This is a genomic window from Stenotrophomonas sp. 112478_Sma, from assembly GCF_056479905.1.
Map to the genome: position 1 here is coordinate 1,055,099 of NZ_CM151072.1, position 22,339 is coordinate 1,077,437.

Below are 22,339 nucleotides of genomic sequence, written 5' to 3' on the forward strand. Positions count from 1 at the left end.
AGGCGACGTACTGCAGTGTTGCGTGATACGTACTGCTCGAACCCGTTACTGCAGGCGCTGCAGCGCACTGCGGACCCATGCCGCAGCGCCATGCAGGCTCTGGAACTCTTCCACCGCGCGGAACTCGCAGCAGGGATAGGACGGCGCGACCATGCGTGCGAGCGCATTGCCCGGGCCCAGCTGCAGGAACACCCGCGCGCCGCGCTCGAAGGCCTGCCGCATCACCTGTGCCCACTCGATGGTCTGTGCCAGCTGTGCCGACAGGCTGTGCACCGCCGTTGCGGCATCGCGCACGGGCCGTGCATCGACGCCCGCCAGCAGCGGCAGGCGGGGTGCCCGCATGCCCGAGCGCTCCAGCGCGGCGGCGAAGGGCGCCACCGCAGCCGCCAGCAGGGGCGTGTGGGCAGCGACGTGGACCGGCAACGGACGCACCTGCGCACCGAGCGCGTGCGCCGCATCGGCCAGCGGCTGCAGGGTGTGCCGGATGCCTCCCACAATGAAGTGATCCTCGCCGTTGACGATGGCGATGTGGGTACCCTGCGCATCGCACAGCGCTTGCAACGTCGTACGATCCAGGCCCAGCACCGCCAGCATGCCGGCGCCTGCCGCGCTGGCACCGTCCATCAGATGCGCGCGCTGTGCCGACAGGGCCAGGCAGCTGCCAGCGTCGAAGGTGCCGGCAATGGCATGCGCCGCCAGTTCGCCGATGCTGTAGCCGGCCACCACGGTCGGCACCGGCAATGCATCGCGCAGGGCGTGCCACTGCGCCAGACTGGCCGCGCACAGCAGCGGTTGTGCCTGCGCATTGTCGAACCGGTCCTCGGCCGCAGCAGCGGTGAACACGTCGCGCTGCAGCACCTCGCTGGCGGCGAGCAGCACGCCATGCGCGGCGTTGTTGCCGCGCACGTGATCGAACATCGCAGCATGCTGGGCACCTTGTCCCGGACAGAGCAGGGCCAGCATCACGCCTGCTCCTGCAACAGCAGGAAGACGCTGCAGGCCAGCAGATCGGCGCTGCCACCCGGGCTGAGCCGGCGTGCGACGAAGGCATCGCCGATGTCCTGCAGGCGGGGTTGCCAGCCGGCGGCAAAGGCACCGCCGGCGTCGAGGAATCCGCGTGCCTGCTGCTGGGCCCAGCGCAGTCCGGCAACACCGCCCCGATGCAGCAGGTTCAGATCCTCGACCTCTGCGACCAGATGCATCAGGGTATGGGCCAGTGCAGCTTCGCGTGGCAGCCCTGCGCCCAGCGCATGGCGCAGTGCCGGCAGGGCCAGCCCACGCAGCAGCGGATATCCAGCGGCCGCCTGCTCGCGTACGCCGGGCACGCCGTGACGGGCGCGCGCGCGCTGCCCCGGACTGTTCACATCCAGGGGCGAGGTGGCGAAGGCGTCCGCCCATTGGCAGACCGCCTGGCATACCTGTTCACCTGTCACGGCTCGGCCCAGACGCGTGCGGCACGAGGCTGACGCTGCCACCAGCAAGCCCAGGCTGAAGATCGCTCCGCGGTGGGTGTTGACGCCGCCGGTGGCGCGCAGCATCGCCGCTTCGGCGGCCAGGCCGTGGTCGCGCAGCCGATGGAACGGCGCTTCCGCGGCGCCATCGCGGGCAACCGCAGTGAAATAGTGGCGCAGGGCAAACAGGCTGCGCAGGAACGTACCGGCATCCATGTCGTCATGGCTGCCGCTGTCGAACGGCGTGACCAAGCCGGGCTTGGGCGCACAGGCCAGCTCGGCCTGCAGCGCGGCGATCGCCATGCGGCCTAGGCGTGCACTGTCGGGCGCGGTGCTGCGGCCGGCAAGGCGCGGCGCGACGGCGTTCATGCGGCCACCCCGCTGCCCTCGAATAGACGGTGGCGTGCTTCCAGGGCTGCGCCGTCAAGGCGTTTGACCAGCAGTTGACGGCTGCTGCCGGCGTACTCGCGCCAGTTCACCGCAGCGCCACGGGCCAGGCACAGCTCGCCGTCGACCCGCTGCGGATGCTGCGCTTCCCACGCCCGCAGCCGAGTCACCAGCGCATCGGCCCGTGCCGCATCCGGGACCTCCCAGAGCAGGTCGATATCGGAACGGTCATGCACATAGGGCAGGCCAGTAACGTGCTGCCAGGCGAATGCGCCGAACACACGGGCCGGCGCGAGCGTGGTGAGAGCGTGCAACGGTGCCTGCCAGGCGGGGCATACGCCTGCCGCGAGGATGTCGCTCAGTGCCGGCGGCGCCTGCCGACGCTGTACATCCTGCAGCGGCACCCGCAGTGCAAGCCGCTGTTTGCCTTCGCCCGGTGGCAACGGCACACCCAGCCGCAGGCGGGAATCGGGGTCGTCTGCCGCGCGTCGCGCGACCATTGCGGGCAATCCCTGCGCGAACCATGCGGCGAGCCGCGGTTCCTGCGCAGCCACATCGGCCCGCCAGTCGGCGTGGGCCGACAACCAGACCAGCGTGTGGCGGGCCAGACGCTCAGGCATCGCCGTTGGCCACCGCGCCCGCGACGGCAGCCGCCTGCAGGCGGCCCCCCCGTTCGGCACCCAGTGCGGCACGGTGGTCGCCGTCGGCCGGCGCGCGCAGGGCATCCAGCAAGGCCTGCGCCAGCTCGCCCGACCACAGCGACCGTACCGCACCCATGGCCACGTAGTTTTCCACCCCGGGTGCGAACACCGGCGAAGTCAGGCTCAGCGCCTGCAGCTTTTCCAGCGGTTGCTTGGTCACGCGAGCCATCGCCCGCAGGTCCATCACCCGAACCTGGGCATCCGGCAGCGCATGAATGGTGTCCGCCATCAGGCCGAACGAGAGGAAGCCACCGCTGACCGACTCGCCATGGACCAGGGTCACCAGCCGTGCGCCGCGTCGCCGCGCGACGTCCAGGCATTGCGCGAGGTGGGCGAAGTAACCGTTGATGCCGAGCAGTTCGTCGCGGCGCGAAAGGCGTTGGCCTGCGGTATCCACCAGCATCACGATCGGTCGCTGCGGATGTGCGGCGGTGCTGGCGAGTACTGTTGCCGCCAGTGCCAGCGCATGATCGACACCGACTTCCAGCTTGTCAGTGGTGCCGATGACCGTGACCTCGCCATCTTCGGTACTGGCGCTTCCCGTCAGCACGGAATCGTGCACGGTTACGTCGTGGCCGCGCGGGAACAGCGCGTCAAGCAGGGGCTGCAGCGGCGCGGTCATGGCAGTTTCCTGTGGGCGGTGGCGGCGAGGAACGCGTCGGTGTCCAGCAGCGGCAGGCGCTCGGGATCATCGATTCCCTGGCGTGCCCAGATCTCCAGACCATCGCGGCAGTCCCCCCAGGCCTCTGCCCGGGCCTGCAGGGCGGCATGTCGCTGCTGCAGCGCGGCCAGCGCGGCATCGGCGTCTGCGCTGGCGGCGTCTGGCTGCAGCGCCTCGAATGCGGCCTGGGCGAATGCGTCGATGGCATCGGGAACCAGAACCTGCGCCTGGTCGATGAGGTAGCGGTGCTTGCCGCCTGTCACCCGCCATACGAGGGCACGGTCACGCGAGTCGAACTCCTCTACGCCGCGCACGGTCTCGATCACTTCCGGCCCGGACAGCGACAGTCGCCCTTCCTCGGACATGATCACCGTGGTGCAGCAGCGGGCGACGATGCCCATGCCGCCGAAGGCGCCGTTGCCGCTGCCGATGAGGGCCACCACCGGCACGCCGGTGGCGCGCGCGTCCAGGGTCGCGCGCATGATCTCGGAGATGGCGATCAGGCCCGCATTGGCTTCATGCAGGCGCACGCCGCCGGTGTCGAGCAGCAGCAGCACACCGTCGGGCCTGTGTTGCGCGGCCCGGCGCAGCAGGCCGGTCAGCTTGGCGCCATGCACTTCGCCGACACCGCCCCCCATGAATTCGCCCTGCTGTGCAGCAATCAGCACACGCCTGCCACGCAGCGAGGCCGCACCGACCACGATGCCATCGTCGAACGCGGCGGGTTGGTCCAGCTGTGCCAAGTGCGGGCTCATGGCGCGCCGGGCCGGCCCGAGATACTCGGTGAACGATCCGGCATCGACCAGCCCGGCGATACGGGCACGGGCATCGGCCTCGTGGTAGCTGCGTCGTGGCATCGGATTCATCGCGGTTCTCCGGCGAGCAGTGTCTCCACCGCCTGGTCCAGGCGCAGGCTGACCACCGCCGGGGTGGCACCGGCATCGTTGATCGATACGCGCACGTCGCGCAGCGGATGCCGCCGGGCGAAATCACCGATGACCGCCTGCCAGATCGTGCCGAAGCCCTGCGCGGCGGTGACGACATGTACGGTCATTGCGCCGTCCTGCGCGGCAGGTTCCAGCAGGACTTCCAGATTGCCGGACGCCAGCACGCCCACCAGCACTGCGTCGTGCGGGAACCGCACCGGGGTTCTTCCGTCGAATCGATAGTCGAGGGTTTCCATCGCGTGCCCCTTACCAGTTGCGGAAGCGCTTGGGCGGGTCGTAGAGACCGCCGGACCAGCGCACCAGGTCTTTCACCGAGCGCGCGGCCAGCAGGTCACGACTGGCGTCGCGCACCGAAATGCCGAGATCTTCCGGTCGCCGGATCACGCCCCGGTCGCGCAGGTTCTCCACCATCGCGCGATCGCGGCCCAGGCCGACCGTGGTGTAACCGGCCACGCCGCGGATCGCCTGTTCGCGCTCCTCCGCGGTGCGGCACAGCAGCAGGTTGGCGATGCCTTCCTCGGTCAGCACATGGCTCACGTCATCGCCGTAGATCATCACCGGTGGCAGTGGCATGCCAGCGCGTTCGGCCAGCGCCCACGCATCGAGGCGGTCAACGAACGCGGGTGCCATGTGTTCGCGGAAGGTCTCCACCATCTGTACCACCAGCTTGCGCCCGCGTGGCATCTCACCCGGGCGTGCGGCCTGCTGGCCGGCCTTGATCCAGGCGTCGCTGGCATGACGGCGGCCGCGCGCATCCGAGCCCATGTTCGGCGCGCCACCGAAGCCGGCGATGCGGTCGCGGGTGGCGGTGGAGCTGTTGCCCTGCAGGTCGACCTGCAGCGTCGAGCCGATGAACATGTCGCACGCATACAGGCCGGCGGTCTGCGAGAACGCGCGGTTGGAGCGCATCGAGCCATCGGCGCCGGTGAAGAACACATCACCGCGCGCGGCGATGTACTTCTCCATGCCCAGTTCCGAACCGAACGAGTGCACGGACTTCACGAAACCCGACTCGATCGCGGGAATCAGCGCCGGATGCGGATTGAGCGCCCAGTGCTGGCAGATCTTGCCCTTCAGGCCCAGCGATTCGGCATAGGTCGGCAGCAGCAGTTCGATCGCGGCCGTGTCGAAGCCGATGCCGTGATTGAGCCGGTTCACACCGTATTCGGCGTAGATGCCCTTGATCGCCATCATCGCCATCAGCACCTGGATCTCGGAGATCTGTGCCGGGTCGCGGGTGAACAGGGGTTCGATGTGGTTCGGGCGCGGTGCCTGCACAACGAAGTTGACCCAGTCGGCGGGGATATCGACGCGGGGGAGGGTGTCGACGATCTCGTTGACCTGGGCGATGACGATGCCCCCACGGAAGGCGGTCGCCTCGACGATCACCGGCGTGTCTTCGGTGTTCGGCCCGGTGTAGAGGTTGCCGTCGCGGTCGGCGGCCTGCGCTGCGACCAGGGCCACGCGCGGCGTGAGGTCGATGAAGTAGCGGCCGAACAGTTCCAGGTAGGTGTGGATGGCCCCGATCTGGATCCGCCCTTCGGCCACCAGGTTGGCCAGTCGCACCGATTGCGGGCCTGAGAAGGAAAAGTCCAGCTTCGAGGCAATGCCCCGCTCGAACACGTCCAGATGCGAGGGCAGCGACAGCACCGACTGCACCATGTGCAGATCATGCACGCGGGCGGGGTCCAGCCCGGCAAGGCATTCGGCCAGGAAGTCGGCCTGCTTCTGGTTGTTGCCCTCGAGGCAGACCTTGTCGCCGGGTTCAAGCAGGGCGTGCAGCAGCTCGCCCACATCGTCGGCGGCCACTGCACGGCCTCTGCTCCAGGGCGCAGCCCGCTGCAGACGTGCCTGGCGGCTGCGTTCCAGCGTGTCCCAGCTCGGGTTCATCGACCGGCTTCCGATTGGCGTTGAGATAATTACGCCATAATTACGGAAGGCGACGCAACCTGCAGCGCAGCAAAAAGAAGGGCCCGCCAATGGCGGGCCCATTCAGGTTGCAGGCTTTCAGCCGGTCGTTCTCAGAACTTCCAGCGCAGGCTGGCGGCGACGAATCGCGGTTCGCCGTAGTTGTTGTAGTCCAGGTTCGCCCAGTAGGTCTTGTCCAGCGCGTTGCGCACGCTCAGCGTTGCCGTCCAGTTGTCGCTGATGCGGTAGTTGGCGTTGAACTGCACGAGCGTGTAGGCCGGCTGGTTCACGGTTACCGTGCCGCCCAGCGGGTAGGGGATGTTGTAGCCCTGCACCTTGCTCTGCCATTGCACGCCGGCGCCCAGGCTCAGGCGTTCCAGCGCACCGCGCAGGCGCACCTGCGTGTTGAGCTGCAGCAGGTCTTCGGGCGGGTTGGCGTACAGCAGGTCGGTGGCGGCGCGGGTCACTTTGACATGGGTGAAGCCGGCGTTGACCGTCCAGCCCGGCAGGATCTCGCCGTTGACGTCCATTTCCCAGCCACGCGACTTGGTGCCGTTGACGCCGATGTAGGCCGAGGTGCCATCGCTGAGCGAGCCTTCCGGCACTCCCATGTCGCGCACGGCATAGTTGTCCTGCTTGGCCTCGAACACAGCGGCGTTGGCGGTCAGTCGCCCATCGAACCACTGCGTCTTGATGCCCGCTTCCAGATTCGAGCCCTGCACCGGCGCCAGCAGGTTCTCGTTGCGGTCCTTGAAGTTCTGCGGGTTGAAGATCTCGGTGTAGCTGGCATAGACCGAGAACTGCGGCGTGACGTCGTAGACCAGTCCCACGTACGGGGTCACTTCATCACTGACCTTGTAGGCCCCGCTGGTCCCGGTATACGCACCGGCCACGCTGTAGGAGCGGCTGAGGGTTTCCCAGCGGCTCAGGCGCGCACCCGCGATCAACGACAGCGGATCGGCCAGGCGCAGGCGCGCGGCCAGGTAGACGCCGCTCTGCGTGGTCTTCTGCACGCGGCGCGCGCCGGTACGGGTGTAGGTCACCTCGGAGATGTCGCCGTTCCAGTCGTACACGTTGGGGATGTAGTAGCAGCGTTCGCGGCCGCAGGTGGCCCAGTCGCGCGGGTAGTTCAGGGCAACAGTGTGGGTGGTGCCTTCCAGGTCGGACCACTGGGCACCCAGGGTGACGTCATGCTCGCGGCCGAACAGCGGGAACGTGCCTGTCAGGTAGGCATCGATGTTGCGGCGGGTGTCCTCGGAGTCGCCAGCGGCAGTGCGCAGGTAGATGCCCGCACCGGTGGCCGGATCGGGATTGCCGGTGCCGTACAGGCGCATGTTCTGCACATTGCCACGGGTGTGGGCGGTGTTGATCTTCAGCAGCCAGTCCTCGCCGAAGCGCTGCTCCAGGTTGGCGAACACCGTGCTGGTCTCGCGCTGCCAGTAGCTCCATTTCGGTGCCAGGTTGGTCGAGCGCGGCAGGTGCGCGAAGTCGCCGCGGCTGTCGAAGAACGGCACGGTACCCCAGGTCGAACCGACCGGGTTGTTGTCCTGGGTCTGGTAGCCGAGGGTGACCGTGGTGCTGTCGGTCAGGTCGCCCTCCAGCACCGCCATGCCGGCCATCTTGTTCTCCTTGTAGCGGTCGTAATAGAAATCACGATCGGTATAGGCGGCGACCACGCGGCTGCGGAACCGGCCATCTGCGGTCAGCGGCGCGGTGACGTCGGCCTCCATGCGCCGGTAGTCCCAGCTGCCGGCGCTCACCGAGAACGAGGCGTCGAAGTCCTTGCCGGGGCGCTTGCGCAGCAGGTTGACCGTGGCCGAAGGCACCCCCGCGCCGCTGAGCAGGCCGTTGGCACCGCGGATCACTTCGATGCGGTCATAGAAGGCGGTGTCGTATTCCTGGTTGGTGGAGCCGCTGTAGGTCGGAATGCCATCGATCTGGAAGTCCGTGATGGCAAAGCCGCGGGCGTAGTACAGCGGGCGCTGGGTGTCATAGAAGGACACGCTGACGCCGGTGACGTTGCGCAGCACGTCGTTGATGCTGAACAGCGATTCGTCCTGCAGGCGCTGCAGGCTGATGGCCGTGGCCGACTGCGGCGTTTCCTGCAGGGTGATCGGCAGGCGGGTGCTGCTTGAGGGCGGCGCAGCCTGGTCGGCGCGCACGCTGACGCGGTCCAGGGTCTTGGCATCGGCTGCGGCATCGCCGGCGGCGAACGCTGACGGGGTCGACAGGGCCAGGGATGCGAGCAGCGCGGCCGGCAGCAGCGCGCGACGGAGCGGGCGGGTAGGGGAGTGCAGGGACATCTTGGTGGGCTCGATGCGGGAGAGTCGGAAGGGCGGCAACAGCCGGGCGGTACCCGGGGCGGCGGCTTCGGGCTGGGTCAGGTCCGTCTGGTGAGCGCGGGCGGTCCGCGCGAGGCGCAAATGTAAATCGTTCTTAACAACATTACAATTCGCCCGGGCTGGTCGATGCCTGGGACACGCACCGCGAGCCCCGGCAGAGCCGAGCTCCCTGAATGCGAACGGCCACCCGAAGGTGGCCGTCCGTAGGTGTCATCGAAGACCCGGGCTCAGAGCGCCTGCAGTTCCTCGTTGGCGTTGCGCTTTTCCTTGCCCGGCGTCGGCGTCGGCGTCGGCGTCGGCGGTGTGGCCGGTGCAGCCGTGGCATCGGCCGGCACTTCCAGGTAGGGCAGCTTCAGGGTCTGGCTGGTCATCGAACGGATCTCGTTGACCAGTGCCGCACTGTCGTTGAGCTTGCGCCCGTAGGAGGGCACGATCTCACGCAGGCGGGCTTCCCAGCCGGCCTTCATCTGCTCGGGGAAGGCCTTGGCCATCAGATCCAGCATGATCGGCGGCGACGTCGAGGCACCGGGCGAAGCGCCCAGCAGCGCAGCGATGGTGTGGTCCTTGTCGGTCACGATCTCGGTACCGAACTGCAGCACCGCACCCTTCAACGGGTCGCGCTTGATGATCTGCACGCGCTGGCCTGCGGTGACCAGCTTCCAGTCGCCCGGCTTGGCATTGGGGAAGTACTTGACCAGTTCGGCCTGGCGGTCGGCATCATTCAGCCGCGCCTGGCTCATCAGGTACTGCACCAGGTCCAGGTTGTCCTTGCCCACTTCCAGCATCGGCGCAACGTTGTTGTGGGTCACCGACGAGTACAGGTCCCACCACGAGCCGTGCTTGAGGAACTTGGTGCTGTACAGCGCGAACGGTCCGAACAGGACCACCGGCTTGCCGTCCAGCTTGCGCGCATCCAGGTGCGGCACCGACATCGGCGGCGAACCGGTCTCGGCCATGCCATAGGCCTTGACGCCATGGCGCGAGGTCACGTCCTGGCCCTGGAAGGCGAGGAACTGGCCGCCCACCGGGAAGCCGGCGTAGTCCTTTGACTCGGGAATGCCTGACATCTGCAGCAGCTTCAGCGCGGCGCCGCCGGCACCGATGAACACGAAGCGGGCGTGGGTGGTGCTCTCGGTGCCGGCCTTGAGGTCCTTCACCGTGACGTTCCAGCTCTTGTCCGCGTTCTGCCGCAGTGCCGAGACTTCGTGGTTCAGGTGCAGGCTGAAGTTCGGACTGCGCTGCAGGCCGGCGGTCAACTGGCGGGTGATCACGCCGAAGTTGACGTCGGTACCCAGTGGCATCCAGGTCGCAGCGACCTTCTGCTTCGGATCGCGGCCTTCCATCATCAGCGGAGCCCACTGCCGGATCTGTGCCGGGTCTTCCGAGTACTGCATGCCGTAGAACAGCGGGTTCTTCACCAGCGCCTGCTGGCGCTTATGCAGGTAGGCGATGTTGTCATCGCCCCAGACGAAGCTCATGTGCGGCGTGGGGTTGATGAAGTCGCTGGGCTCGCTGAGCCGGCCTTCCTTCACCTGGTGCGACCAGAACTGGCGCGAGACCTCGAACGATTCGGCGATGCCGACCGCACGCTTGGTCTCGATGCTGCCGTCGGGCAGTTCCGGGGTGTAGTTCAGCTCGGCGAATGCCGAGTGGCCGGTGCCGGCGTTGTTCCAGCCGTCGGAGCTTTCACCGGCGACGCCGTCGAGGCGTTCATAGACCTGGATGTTCCAGTCCGGCTGCAGTTCCTGCAGGTAGGTGGCCAGGGTGATGCTCATGATGCCGGCGCCGACCAGCACAACGTCGACAGGCTTGTCGTTGCTGGCGGCGGGTACGGAGCGCTGGGTCAGCGGCCAGTACAGGAACACGGCGGCAGCCAGCAGGAACAGCACGAGCAGGGCGAGCAGGGCCTTGCCAAATTTCTTCATGGGGGCGGGATCGTTGGCGGAGGGGAGGAGATCAGGATGCGCGCTGGGCAGGGGAAGGGCGTGAAGAAACAACGCCTTGCAGCATCCTTGCAGAGGATTCTACCCGGAACGGGTCCGGTTTTTGTGCAATGCATCATCCTGCCGGCGGTCGCTCCGGGGTAGACTTATCGGCTGATTCCAGAACGACCACCGGCCACGGAGGGGCCGCGCAACGATGTCACGGATGCTGATCGTGGTGGGTGACGCCCTGCAGACGGGCGGTTCGGTCCTTACAGGTTCCCCGCATACCGATATCGAAGGGCGCGCCGTGGCGCGTGTCGGCGACCGTGTCATCTGTGCACGCCATGGTCCGGGTTCGATCGTTTCCGGCGATGCCACCCTGGTCATCGATGGCCAGCCGGTCGCCCGCGATGGCGACAGGGCCAGCTGCGGTTGCGCACTGGTATCGGGCAAGCAGCAGCGCGCCCACGTGGTGGCCGGCGGTGGAGGGCGCGCAGGTGCAGGCGCCGGAGTGGCGGCGATCGCAGCGATCGTCGCGCCGTTGTTGAAGCCGACCCTGCAGACACCCCCCTTCGCAGCGCCCGGCACCGCCGTGCGCGACGAGGACGCGCCGCAGTGCTGGGTGGCGGACCATGATGCGCAGATCGACCGTGACGTGGACGGGCGCTACTACGAAGCCTATGACGTCAATGGCGACAAGCATGACTATCCTTTCCAGGTCAGCTACCGCATCGATGTTCCGCTGCAGGCCCAGGGCGAGGTGGTGGTGTCGATCAAGGTGCAGGTGGTGCCCAAGCCCGGCGTCACCGCTGCCGAGGTGGCGGCGGTCAAGGCGCGCATGGAGCGCGGCATCGATCAGTTCTGGAACGGCCGGTTCACGCTGGACGTCCATGATCCCGCGTGCGGCACCCGCAGCTTCCCGATCCGCTACGAGGTGCGGTGGGTGCAGGGCGGCAGCGACTACAGGCTGATCGTTCATCGCACCTATGACCGGGAGCAGGTGGAATTCCCGGATATCGATGTCTCCGTGTCGACCACGGCCTGGACCTTCGCCCACGAGTTCGCCCACACCCTGGGCGTGCCGGACGAGTATTCGTATAACGACCCGGACGAAGAGACCGTGCGTTACGTCCAGCCCGATGGCACTCTGGATCCGGAGGTGCTGGTTGCCGTTCCGGATTCCCGTGAGCTGACCGATCCGGCGGCGACCATCATGAATTCCGTGGACTGCGCGGTGACCCGGCCGCGTCATGCCTGGAACATCGCGCGGGAAGTACGTGAACTGCTGAGCCGGGAAATCGGCCGGGAGATAACATGCACCGTCAAGTGATTTCGTTGATTGCCACTTTTGCCGCTGCCGCAGCGCTGCCGGCCCACAGCAAGGAGCTTCCTCCCATGATCGAACTTCATGCGCGCTGCGTGGACGATGCCCAGTGCCGTTTCCGCGGCGACACCCTCAACGTCGAACTGGAACTGCGCAACAGCGGCAGCGAGCCTGTGTCGCTGCCGCTGGAGTACATCCGCAGCCGTGGCCCGTCGGTCAGGGTGAAGGACAACCACTCCGAGAAGACCACGGCGTTGCGCAGCGGCATGGCCGCGGCCGCGCTGCGGCAGCAGATGCAGGAGCTGCGCGCGGGCCAGTCCCTGCGCATCGGTTTCCCGATCAAGCCGCAGGAGCTGACACGCTTCGCCCTGCGCCCGATGGATGTGACCCTGCAGTTCTCGATCAATCTGACGCCAGGTTCCACCGGCGCCGAGGCGCAGGTGGTCCAGGCGCAGCTGCACGTGGTCGACGTCGACTGACCGCAGCGGCCAGCACTCCGCTTGGGGTCAACGCAGTTCGAGAATCTCGTCGCCGGTTTCGTCGATCTCGCCCGTCGGGCACCAGCCGAGATGGCGGTAGAAGCCATGCGAGCGCGAGCGCGGGTCGGCCGAGCACGCAAGGAACAGCCGGTGGTGACCGGCATCCCGGGCCAGGCTGACCACATCCTGCAGCAGACGTCGGCCGATGCCCAGATTCTCGTACTCCGGCAGCAGGGCCAGAACCAGCACCTCGCCGCTTTCGCGGTCGGCAAACCCGTAGCCGGCCATGCGCTCGCCGTCGCAGGCGATGCGTCCGATGAAATCTCCGTTGCAGATGCCTTCGGCCCAGCTCTGCGTCGTGATGCCCAGCTCGGCCAGCTGCGCTGCACTGAAGGCATTCTCGCGGGTACGCCCGCGCAGGTCGATGCAGGCGGCGGCATCGTCGGGGTGGGCATCGCGGTAACGGATGGTCATGGCACCTCCTTGTGACCGGGCGCTGAAGGAACTGCCCGTCTCGTTCAATCGTTGCCGATTGTGAAGTATTCGGCGGTGAAATAGCCGATCTGGTAGAGCAGGGTGGCAGCAGCCAGTCGCAGCTGTGCCCGGCTGGAGTGCAGTTTCCAGCCCAGCAGGACCACCAGCAGCATCAGCAGAGTGTGGACCGGATACGCCGCGCCCAGCAGATGCCACCGGCTTGTGCCCTTGATCGCGGTGTCCACCAGATCCAGCAGCGTCAGCGCGCCGATCACGCCGAATATCCAGCGTCTGCGCTGCATCAGGTAATTGCCGTAGCTGCCGTAGTCGCGCAGGTCATCCGGGAACAACAGGGCGCAGAGCAGGAACCAGGTCGCGCAGTAGCAGATCACGAACAGATAGGTCTCGAACGTCCACCGGTGGACTTCGATCAGGCGGAACTCCCACCACCAGAAGGTGACCAGCGACACCAGCGTCCATGCCACCCAGCACAGATGGAGTGCCGAGCAGCCGCGTCGCTGCGGATGCTCGATGATCTGCGCAATCCCTTTCAGCAGGGTCGTGATCGACAGGCCCAGGATGATGCCCATCACCACGCGGATATGCAGGAACAGCGGATCGGTCTGCATCGGCCCGTCCTGTCATCGGATTCCGCACAGTAGAGGCATGCCCGCTGTGGAGGGGATGCATACGGTGTCAGCGCCTGCGCCGCACCAGCGTCGAGGATGCCTCCAGCACCGCGCGGGTCAGCAGGGCCATGGTCTGTACATCGCCCTTCCAGTGCTGCCAGTACAGCGGCACGTCCTCCCACGCGCGCTGTCGCACGTAGACCAGGCGGCCGGCATCCAGGTGCCGCTTGACCAGCGGCAGGGGGTTCATGGTCCAGCCCATGCCGCCCAGGTTGGCCTGCACGAAGGCACGGGTGGAGGGAATCCACCAGGTCGGCGCGGTGCTGGGCAGGTCGTCGCCGGCCATGCGCCGGGCAAAGCGCGACTGCATTTCGTCCTTGCGGTTGAACACCAGTACCGGTGCCTGTGCCAGCGCCTGCGCGGTCACGCCCTTGGCGAAGTGCCGTTCGCGGAACTCCGGCGTGCAGGTGGCCGCGTAACGGATGCTGCCGAGTGCATGGATCTGGCAGCCCTGCACCGGCTCGTCCAGGGTGGTCACCGCGCCGAGCACCGTGCCTTGCCGCAGCAGCTCCACGGTATGGTCCTGGTCTTCCACGCGCAGGTCGAGCGTGGTGCCGGTACCCAGTGCGAACTGCTGCGCCGCCTGCGGAAACCAGGTTTCCAGGCTGTCGTGGTTCACCGCCACCGGAATGCTGGCCTGGGGCAGATCCTCATCGGCCAGGCCCATCCGGTGCAGGGCGTCATGCTCGAGCAGGGCCGTCTGCTCGGCCAGCTGCACCAGCACCTGGCCTTCGGCGGTGGCAGTGGCGGGGGCGCCACGCTTCACCAGAAGGCGTCCGACACGATCCTCCAGCGCCTTGACCCGCTGCGAGATGGCCGAGGGGGTGACATTCAGCGACTGCGCCGCGCGATCAAAGCTGCCTTCGCGGATCACGGCGGCGAGCGCGCGCAGCTGGGCATGGTCGATGCGCATGGTATTAAGTTCCGCTAATGTTGGTTTAGGAAGTTTAGCTCGTCTTTTCTATGTTGCGGCGCGACAATGGCGCCCGTACCCGGTGCTGTCCGCCTTCGCGAGGCACCGTCCCCCCAGCAAGACAAGGCAGTGAATCCCATGTTTTCGGTCATCTCCGCCGGCACCGGCCTCGGTGCCTGGTTCTCTGGTGCAGCCACCGGCATCGGCCTGTTCGCCGTGGTCGGTGCCCAGAGCGCCTTCATCCTGCGCCAGGGCATCCTGCGCAAGCACATCGTGCCGGTGGTCGCCACCTGCGCGGCCATCGATGCGTTCTTCATCTTCGCCAGCGTGGCCGGCCTGCGCACGTTGACCTCGGCGCTGCCGTGGCTGACCTCGGCCGTGCTGTGGACCGGCGTGGCTTTCCTGGCCTGGTACGCGATGAAGTCGGCGCGCCGCGCCATTGCCGGTGGCGGTGGCATGGGTGAAGCCGACAGCGACGACGGCAGCCGCCGCGCGGTGCTGATGGCGGCGGTCGGCTTTTCGCTGATCAACCCGCACTTCTGGCTGGACATGATGGTCATCGGCTCCATTGCCGAGAACTTCGGCCACGCACGCATGGCCTTCGCGGCCGGCGTGGTCACCGCGAGCTGCCTGTGGCTGACCGCGCAGGGCCTCGGTGCACGCCTGCTGGCGCCGCTGTTCACCAAGCCCAGCACCTGGCGTGTGCTTGACGGCACCATCGCGGTGATCCTCAGCATCCTGGCCCTCACCCTGGCGGTGCGCGGGGTCCACTGACCCGGCGCACGCCCCCGAACCCACGTCCTGACTCTCTCTCCAAGGCAGTGGCAACGACGGCACCGGCAACGGTGCCGTCGTCTTTTCCGGCTCTGGCGGGACAGACGGCGCCTGCCTAGAATCCGTGTACAGGACAAGGTGTCCATCGGAGCAGGGGGAAGGATGCGCAGGACGATGTTGACGGCCGCACTGGTCGTCGTGGGTAGCGTTGCCGCGGGCAGCGCATGGGCGGTGGATCTGACGCAGTTCCTGCGCCAGGAGACCTTCACCGACATCAAGATATCGCCGGGGGGCGAGTATGTCGCTGCCACCGTGCCGATGGAGGACAGCACCGCGATCGCGGTGATGCGGCTGGCCGACAAGCAGCTCGTGGGCAGCTTCCGCCCGCCGCAGAAGAATCACGCCTACGAATTCGACTGGGTCAGCAACGAACGGCTGTTGATCGGCCTGGCCGAGAAGTGGGGCGCGCTGGATAAGCCCAATCCCACCGGCGAGCTCTACGCCATCGATGCCAACGGCAATCGCGGCGAGCTGCTGGTCGGTTACCGCGTCGAAAGCAAGGGCCCGGGTACCCGCATCCAGCCGAAGAAAGTCGAGGCGGTCGCGGCGTTCCTGGCCGATGATCTGCCCGGCGACGAACGCAACGTGCTGGTGACGGTATGGCCGTTCGCGGAGGATCCGTTCACCCGCGTCGAACGCATGGACGTGGCCAGCGGCAGGCGTGTGCGCATGGCCTCCTCGCCGGTGCGGCGCGGTGAGTTCACCACCGATGGCCAGGGCGAAGTCCGTTTCGTCCACGGGTCCGGCAGCGACAATGTCAACAAGCTGTACTACCGCGAGCGATCGGGCGACAGCTGGAAGATGATCAACGATGAGGCGGTGAGCACGCGCATCGAGACCGCGATCGGCTTCTCCGCCGATGGCAGCCTGGCGTACCTGCAGGCCGAGCAGGCGCAGGGGCCGGATGCCATCGTCAGCTGGAATCCGCAGACCGGCGAGCGCGCTGTCGTGCTGCGCGACGAGGTGGTCGATCCGTACCGCATCATCCGCCGGCCCGGCACCCATGTGCCGGTGGGCGCCCTGTTTATGGGCGACACACCACGGACCCGGTTCTTCGACGAGAAGTCGCCGGAGGCGCGCCTGTACCGCAGCCTGGAGGCGGCCTTCGGGGGGCCGGTCTACATCACCTCCAGTACCCGGGATGGCCGCGTGGTGCTGGTGGAGACCTGGTCAGGCACCAATCCCGGCGACTTCTATGTGTACGACACGGAGGCCCGCAAGGCTGATCACCTGATCAGCCGCAGCGACTGGATCGACATCGATCGCAGTGCAACGGTGCGTCCGGTGGCACTCAAGGCGCGCGACGGATTGCCGCTGCACGGCTTCCTCACCGTGCCCTCCGGCAGCGACGGACGCAACCTGCCGATGGTGGTGATGCCGCACGGTGGGCCGTTCCACGTGTTCGACAATGGCCAGTACGACCGCGAGACGCAGATATTGGCCGCTGCCGGCTACGCCGTGCTGCAGGTCAACTTCCGTGGCTCGGGGAACTATGGCCGTGCGCATGCCCAGGCCGGCGCCCAGCAATGGGGCGCCGCGATGCAGGATGACGTCACCGACGCCACCCGCTGGGCGATCGCGCAGGGGATCGCCGATGCCAGACGCATCTGCATCTACGGTGCCAGTTACGGGGCCTACGCCGCGATGATGGGCGCTGCCCGCGAGCAGGGGCTGTACCAGTGCGCGGCCGGCTATGTCGGCGTGTACGACCTGCCGCTGATGTTCGCCCGCGGCGATGTGCAGGAGCGTGACTCGGGCGTGACCTTCCTGCGCGAATGGCTGGGTGATCCGGCCAAGCTGGGCGCGGTTTCGCCGGTGAACCTGGCCACGCAGATCAAGGTGCCGGTGTTCCTCGCGGCCGGTGGCGAAGACAAGCGTGCGCCGATCCAGCACACCGAGCGCATGGAAGCGGCACTGAAGCGTGCCGGGACGCCGGTGGAAAGCCTGTACTACAAGACCGAGGGGCACGGCTTCTACACCCTGGCCCATCGCACCGAGTACTACGACAAGCTGCTCGCATTCCTGTCGCGCAGCCTGGGAGGCAAGACCGCCCAGGCATCGGCGCCGGCAGGGAAGGGCAAGGCGCCGTAAACGCAGAGCGGCGGCGGATCCACGATCCGCCGCCGCGCAGTGCAGTTACCTGACCCCGTGCATCATCCGCTTCAGCAGCGGCGCGGCGATGAAGGCCAGCAGGGCGCAGCCCAGGCCGATCCACATCAGCAGCCAGAACAGGTGCGCATACGCACCGGCCGCCGCCGCCATGTCCAGCGTGCCGCCTTCGGGCACATCGATGGCCGCCAGCTTGCCGAACAGCGCGGCAAGCGTCTCGGAGAAGGCTGTGGCCAGGAACCAGGTGCCCATCATCAGGCTCATCACCCGCGGCACGGCCAGCTGCGTTACGGCCGATAGGCCCACCGGCGACAGGCACATCTCACCACTGGCCAACAGGAAGTAGGCCAGGACCAGCCACCAGACGCTGGCCATCTCGCCGGTGGCGCCGACCTGCTGTGCGGCCAATGCGAGCGGGACGAACGAGAGCGCGCCGATCACCAGGCCCCAGGCGGATTTGACCGGCTTGCCCGGCTCCCAGCCGCGACGGTCCATCCAGGTCCAGAGGGCGGCGAAGGCCGGCGCCAGCAGCACCAGGAACAGTCCGCCCAGATAGGTCAGGGAGCCGGCGGTCTGCGGAATCACCAGGCAGTCGCGCACCAGCAGGACCAGCATCAGCGCGACGATGGCAATGAAGAACCGGCGCGGCGCGGCCGACCCCGGTCGACGCTCGGTCAGGCGCGCGCTGACCACGAAGCCCAGCGGCGCCAGCAGCAACGACAGGATCGACCAGGGCAGCGGCGTGCCGTCAGTGATCACCAGCGAGGGAACGATGTCCTTGGTCAGCAGGCGATCGGTGAACGTCACCCACGAGCCATAGGACTGCTCGTACAGGGTGAAGAACACCAGCGCCAGGAAAATCAGCACCATCAGCGCGATCATCTGCTGGCGCTGCACCGGCGTGCACTGGCTGCCGGTGAACCAGGCGAACCAGACCAGCACGCCTCCCAGCACCACCAGCATCAGCATCAACGCCAGGCTGATTTCGCCGCCCAGAGCGAACGCACCGTTACCGGCGGCCCACATCAGCCACGCCAGTGGCAGCACCGCGAGCACCGCGCACAGATAGATCAGCCATTCACGCGGCAGGCCCAGCACCCGCTGTTTCAGCGCGGCCGGCTGTGGCGGCTCGGCATGCCCGTGCAGGTACTTCTGCCCCCACAGGAACATCGCCAGCCCGGCCAGCATGCCGATGCCCGCCGCGCCGAAGCCATACTTCCAGCCATAGGCCTCGCCGAGGAAGCCGCACACCAGCGACGAGAACAGCGCCCCGAGGTTGATGCCGGCATAGAACAGCGAGAAGCCCGAGTCGCGGCGCGGATCGTCCTTGGCGTACAGCTTGCCGACGATGGTGGAGATGTTCGGCTTGAGGAAGCCCACGCCCATGATGATCAGCGCCAGCGACAGATAGGTCACCGCCAGCGCCGAGGTGTCGCGCACCACTTCACCGTTGACCCGGTATGCCGCGTGGCCTTCGAAGGCCATGCCGAGATGGCCCAGCACCAGCAGGATGCCGCCGAACAGCACTGCACGGCGCATGCCCAGCCAGCGGTCGGCCAGCATGCCGCCGAACACCGGGATGCAGTACACCAGGCCACCGTAGGCGCCAAGCAGGTCCAGTCCGGCCTTGTCGCCGAACAGGTGGTACTTGGTCAGGTACAGCAGCAGCAGCGCCTTCATGCCATAGAAGGAGAAGCGCTCCCACATTTCGGTGAAGAAGCAGACGTAGACGCCCTTGGGGTGGCCAAGGAAGTCGTCGGAAGCGGGAGCGGCAACGGTCATCGACGGCGGGCACTGCGGAAAGGGCGCGATTATAGGCCCGCCGCCGCGCCCGTGGCGGGCAGCATCAGGCCGCGCCCGGCGAGCGGGGTCACAGGTATCGCAGCCAGCCCAGGTCGCGCCGACGCGCCTTGAACCGCGCGAATGCCCGCGTCGGCGGGTACAGCACCACCGCCAATGCACAGGCCACCAGGATCAGGCCGGCGACCGAATCGAGAGCGTACAGGCTGCCGTGGGTCGGCCCCCAGAACCCGAGCGCCGCCAGATACAGCAGCTTCAGCAGATACAGATGCAGCAGGTAGAAGAACATCGGAGCCGCGCCGATGTCTGCCAGCGGCCTCAACGCCCGTGCCATCGCAGGCCACTCAAACAGGCGCAGCCACAGCAGGCCAACGCCCAGGGTCAGCAACAGGAACTGCAGTGATGGCGGATACTTGGTCACGTTGAACACGCTCATCCAGGTGCGCAGCGCGTCCTGCTGGAACTGCCAGGGCGTATCGCCATAGCCGTTGCCGAACCGCAGCAGGGCGAACATGCCCAGCGCTGCCAGCCCAGCCCACACCAGCCAGCGGTGACGCTGCGCTGGCATGCGGTCCGCCGCGAACCAGGGCCCCATCAGATAGCCGAGCGCGATCACCCCGATCCACGGCAGCACCGGATAGGACGTGCGCAGCCGGAGTGCACCGGCCTCGATCCAGTCCCGCTGGTGCAGCACCTTCCACAGCACCGGCAGCACACCGTCGCCTGCCACGCGCACGCCGTCGAGCAGGTTGTGGCCGGCCACCAGCAGTACCGCCAGCGCCAGCAGCGCCGCGCGAGGCAGCCACAGCAGGCCGGCCAGCGCGACCATGCTCAGGCCGATCGCCCAGATCACCTGCAGGTACACGGTGTCCGGAGGCAGCTGGAAGGTCCAGGCGAAATTCACCAGGGTCAGTTCCAGCACCACCAGGAACAGCCCGCGTTTGAGCAGGAACGCGGCCGTGGCCCGGCGCGGATCCGCCTGGCGCTGGCCATACAGCCAGGCCGACAGGCCGGTCAGCAGCACGAACACCGGTGCGCACAGGTGGGCCAGCAGGCGGCACGCGAACAGCGCGGGGGAGACAGTGGATACGTCCATCGGGTCGCTGACCTGGTGCTGCAGGAAAAAGGTCTCGCGCACGTGGTCGAGCAGCATCAACAGCATGACGGTGCCGCGCAGCTGGTCGATGGAGGTGAGGCGGGCCGGTGGCGGAGAGGGCATGCGGACGGCGATGTCGTTCAATCGAAAAGATATAACATATCGTTTGCGGAATGCCCAGCCGGAATGTGCCGGATGCGTCTGCTGCCTGTGCCTGATCGGTGTCCTGCCTGATCCGCTGGCGCTTGTCATGCTGCGGTGTGCTGGACTTGCCGCCCCCTGAACGCTAGCGTGGCAGGGATTTTTTGCCAGCAGGGGCTCCCATGAACCACGACGCTGCGCCCAAGCAGCTCACCTTCCGCGCAGTGGCCCTGGCCATCGTGCTGGCGGTGGTGCTGTCCGCGGCCAACGCCTACCTCGGTCTGTTCGCAGGCCTGACCATCGCCACCGCGATTCCCGCCGCAGTCATTTCCATGGGCGTGCTGCGCCTGCTGGGCGGTGGCTCGATCCTCGAGAACAACATCGTGCAGACCGGCGCCTCGGCCGGTTCCTCGATCGCCGCCGGTGTCATCTTCACCATCCCCGCGCTGGTGATCATGGGCTACTGGCCGGACTTCAAGTACTGGTGGGTGCTGGGCATTGCCGGCCTGGGCGGCCTGCTGGGCGTGCTGTTCTCGGTGCCGCTGCGCCGCTCGATGATCGTCGAAGATCCGCTGCCCTTCCCGGAAGGCAAGGCGGCGGCGGAAGTGCTCAAGGCCGGTGAGAACCCGGGTCCGGGCCTGAAGATCCTGGGCCTGTCGGCGGTGATCGGCGCCTTCGTCAAGCTGGCCGCGGAAAGCGGCATGCGCCTGATTCCCGATGCCTGGGCCACCTCGGCCTACGTGGGCAGTTCCAAGGTCACCGCGTTCATCGGCACCAACCTGTCGCCGGCGCTGCTGGGCGTGGGCTACATCGTCGGCCTCAACGTCGGCATCGTGGTGGTGTCTGGTTCGATCCTGACCTGGCACATCGCCATCCCGCTCTACCAGGCGTTCTTCATGAACACCGATCCGGCACTGGCCGCGTCGGTGGCCGCTGCGTCCTCCACCGAGGCCGCATTCGCCATCTGGGGCGCGAAGATGCGCTACCTGGGTGTCGGCGCAATGCTGATCGGTGGCATCTGGACCCTGATTTCGCTGCGCAAATCGCTGCTCAACGGCGTCAAGAGCGGTTTTGCCGCCGCCCGCAAGAGCGGCGGACCGGTGCTGGCGCACACCGAGCGCGACCTGCCGATGAAGTGGATGCTGGTCGCCCTGGTGGTCTTCGTGCTGCCGCTGCTGGCCCTGTACCAGGCCATCGTCGGCCAGTGGCACGTGTCGATCCCGATGACCATCATCATGATCGTCGCCGGCTTCCTGTTCGTGTCGGTCTCGGCCTACCTGGCCGGCCTGATCGGTTCGTCCAACAACCCGGTCTCGGGCATCACCATTTCCACCATCCTGTTCGCCTCGGCGGTACTGGTCGTGCTGCTGGGTGCCGATGGCCTCAAGCCGGTCGGTACCGGCGGTGCACCGCTGGGTGCGGTGGCGGCGATCATGATCGGCGCGGTGGTGGTGCTGCGCTGCCGCCGTCGGTGGTGACAATCTGCAGGACCTCAAGGCCGGTTACATCGTCGGCGCTACGCCGTGGAAGCAGCAGCTGATGCTGGGCATCGGTGCGTTCTCCTGCGCGCTGATCATGGCCCCGGTGCTGAACCTGCTGGCCACCGCCTATGGCATCGGCGTGAAGACCGAGCTGCACCCGAACGCGCTGGCTGCGCCGCAGGCCAACCTGATGGCGTCGGTGGCCAAGGGCCTGTTCGGTGGCGAGCTGCCGTGGACCTTCATCGGCATCGGTGCCGTGGTCGGCGCCGTCATCATTGCCTTCGACAGCTGGCTGAAGGCGCGCAACGCGCGCTTCCGGGTGCCGGTGCTGGCGGCCGCCATCGGCATCTACCTGCCGCTGGAGCTGATGGTGCCGATCTTCCTCGGCGGCCTGATCGCTTACCTGGTCGAGCGCTTCCACAAGGTGCGTGCCGATGATGAAGAGGGCCGCGACCGCGTGCACAAGCCGGGCGTGCTGTTCGCCGCCGGCCTGATCACCGGCGAGGCGCTGATGGGCATCGCCATCGCCATTCCGATCGTGGTCAGCAGCCGCGCCGACGTGCTGGCCGTGCCGTTCCATCTGCCGGCCGCGCAGTGGATCGGCCTGGCCGTGCTGTTCCTGGTGGGCTGGCTGATCTACCGCACCGGCAAGTACGCCAAGGCGTAATGCGCGGGGT

At 67.3% G+C, this 22,339-nt stretch carries 18 protein-coding genes and 1 pseudogene; 5 read left to right on the forward strand and 14 right to left on the reverse strand.

Going from position 1 to position 22,339, the window contains the following annotated elements; translation table 11 throughout:
* Positions 1-45: 45 nt before the first annotated feature.
* The 9 genes from mdcH to mqo form a co-directional block, all read right to left on the reverse strand.
* Entirely contained in the window at positions 46-966 is a 921-nt protein-coding gene (mdcH, locus tag ACZK08_RS04955) for a malonate decarboxylase subunit epsilon (protein ID WP_065182382.1), read from the reverse strand.
* Positions 963-1,820, reverse strand: coding sequence for a triphosphoribosyl-dephospho-CoA synthase MdcB (gene mdcB / locus ACZK08_RS04960; RefSeq protein ID WP_065182381.1), 858 nt, complete (start codon positions 1,818-1,820; stop codon positions 963-965). Before mdcB ends, mdcH begins: the two co-directional genes overlap by 4 nt.
* Positions 1,817-2,458 (reverse strand): malonate decarboxylase holo-[acyl-carrier-protein] synthase, encoded by a 642-nt coding sequence (gene mdcG / locus ACZK08_RS04965; protein WP_065182380.1) that lies wholly within the window; start codon positions 2,456-2,458, stop codon positions 1,817-1,819. Before mdcG ends, mdcB begins: the two co-directional genes overlap by 4 nt.
* Positions 2,451-3,161: a biotin-independent malonate decarboxylase subunit gamma gene (gene mdcE / locus ACZK08_RS04970; protein WP_053516205.1), complete on the reverse strand. Its 711-nt coding sequence runs from the start codon at positions 3,159-3,161 to the stop codon at positions 2,451-2,453. The genes mdcG and mdcE overlap by 8 nt, the downstream gene beginning before the upstream one ends.
* Entirely contained in the window at positions 3,158-4,066 is a 909-nt protein-coding gene (locus ACZK08_RS04975) for a biotin-independent malonate decarboxylase subunit beta (RefSeq protein WP_053516203.1), read from the reverse strand. The genes mdcE and ACZK08_RS04975 overlap by 4 nt, the downstream gene beginning before the upstream one ends.
* On the reverse strand, positions 4,063-4,383 hold the full coding sequence (gene mdcC / locus ACZK08_RS04980) for a malonate decarboxylase acyl carrier protein (protein ID WP_053516201.1): 321 nt from the start codon (positions 4,381-4,383) through the stop codon (positions 4,063-4,065). Before mdcC ends, ACZK08_RS04975 begins: the two co-directional genes overlap by 4 nt.
* A gap of 10 nt (positions 4,384-4,393) precedes the next feature.
* Entirely contained in the window at positions 4,394-6,037 is a 1,644-nt protein-coding gene (mdcA, locus tag ACZK08_RS04985) for a malonate decarboxylase subunit alpha (RefSeq protein ID WP_065174588.1), read from the reverse strand.
* Between the two features lie 131 nt (positions 6,038-6,168).
* Positions 6,169-8,358: a TonB-dependent siderophore receptor gene (locus ACZK08_RS04990; protein WP_065182481.1), complete on the reverse strand. Its 2,190-nt coding sequence runs from the start codon at positions 8,356-8,358 to the stop codon at positions 6,169-6,171.
* A 266-nt stretch (positions 8,359-8,624) separates the two neighbouring features.
* Positions 8,625-10,322: a malate dehydrogenase (quinone) gene (gene mqo, locus ACZK08_RS04995; protein WP_065182378.1), complete on the reverse strand. Its 1,698-nt coding sequence runs from the start codon at positions 10,320-10,322 to the stop codon at positions 8,625-8,627.
* Between the two features lie 214 nt (positions 10,323-10,536).
* On the opposite strand from mqo, the gene ACZK08_RS05000 reads away from it, so the two are divergent.
* Both ACZK08_RS05000 and ACZK08_RS05005 read left to right on the forward strand, forming a co-directional pair.
* Positions 10,537-11,652 carry a PAAR domain-containing protein gene (locus ACZK08_RS05000; protein ID WP_081284418.1) on the forward strand — a complete coding sequence of 372 codons (1,116 nt, stop codon included), beginning with the start codon at positions 10,537-10,539 and terminating at the stop codon, positions 11,650-11,652.
* 65 nt (positions 11,653-11,717) lie between these two features.
* Positions 11,718-12,125, forward strand: a complete 408-nt coding sequence (locus tag ACZK08_RS05005) for a hypothetical protein (protein WP_065182376.1) — start codon at positions 11,718-11,720, stop codon at positions 12,123-12,125.
* 27 nt (positions 12,126-12,152) lie between these two features.
* Here ACZK08_RS05005 and ACZK08_RS05010 read toward each other — a convergent pair whose 3' ends face one another.
* From ACZK08_RS05010 to ACZK08_RS05020, 3 genes are all read right to left on the reverse strand, one after another.
* Positions 12,153-12,599, reverse strand: a complete 447-nt coding sequence (locus ACZK08_RS05010; protein ID WP_065182375.1) for a GNAT family N-acetyltransferase — start codon at positions 12,597-12,599, stop codon at positions 12,153-12,155.
* A gap of 44 nt (positions 12,600-12,643) precedes the next feature.
* A complete protein-coding gene (locus tag ACZK08_RS05015; protein ID WP_053516192.1) occupies positions 12,644-13,228 on the reverse strand; it encodes a hypothetical protein in 585 nt (194 codons plus the stop codon).
* 67 nt (positions 13,229-13,295) lie between these two features.
* Complete coding sequence (locus ACZK08_RS05020; RefSeq protein WP_053516191.1) at positions 13,296-14,201, reverse strand: LysR family transcriptional regulator ArgP; 906 nt, start codon at positions 14,199-14,201, stop codon at positions 13,296-13,298.
* Between the two features lie 138 nt (positions 14,202-14,339).
* Here ACZK08_RS05020 and ACZK08_RS05025 point away from each other — a divergent pair, with 138 nt between their 5' ends.
* Together ACZK08_RS05025 and ACZK08_RS05030 are read left to right on the forward strand one after the other, a co-directional pair.
* Positions 14,340-14,975, forward strand: a complete 636-nt coding sequence (locus tag ACZK08_RS05025) for a LysE/ArgO family amino acid transporter (protein ID WP_053516190.1) — start codon at positions 14,340-14,342, stop codon at positions 14,973-14,975.
* A gap of 162 nt (positions 14,976-15,137) precedes the next feature.
* Entirely contained in the window at positions 15,138-17,126 is a 1,989-nt protein-coding gene (locus ACZK08_RS05030) for an alpha/beta hydrolase family protein (RefSeq protein ID WP_065182374.1), read from the forward strand.
* A 45-nt stretch (positions 17,127-17,171) separates the two neighbouring features.
* Here ACZK08_RS05030 and ACZK08_RS05035 read toward each other — a convergent pair whose 3' ends face one another.
* Complete coding sequence (locus ACZK08_RS05035) at positions 17,172-18,926, reverse strand: peptide MFS transporter (RefSeq protein ID WP_065174593.1); 1,755 nt, start codon at positions 18,924-18,926, stop codon at positions 17,172-17,174.
* An 88-nt stretch (positions 18,927-19,014) separates the two neighbouring features.
* Positions 19,015-20,163, reverse strand: coding sequence for an acetyltransferase domain-containing protein (locus ACZK08_RS05040; protein ID WP_065182373.1), 1,149 nt, complete (start codon positions 20,161-20,163; stop codon positions 19,015-19,017).
* Positions 20,164-20,363: 200 nt separating this feature from the next.
* On the opposite strand from ACZK08_RS05040, the pseudogene ACZK08_RS05045 reads away from it, so the two are divergent.
* A pseudogene (locus ACZK08_RS05045) lies at positions 20,364-22,329 on the forward strand (OPT family oligopeptide transporter).
* The last annotated feature ends 10 nt before the right edge of the window (positions 22,330-22,339 follow it).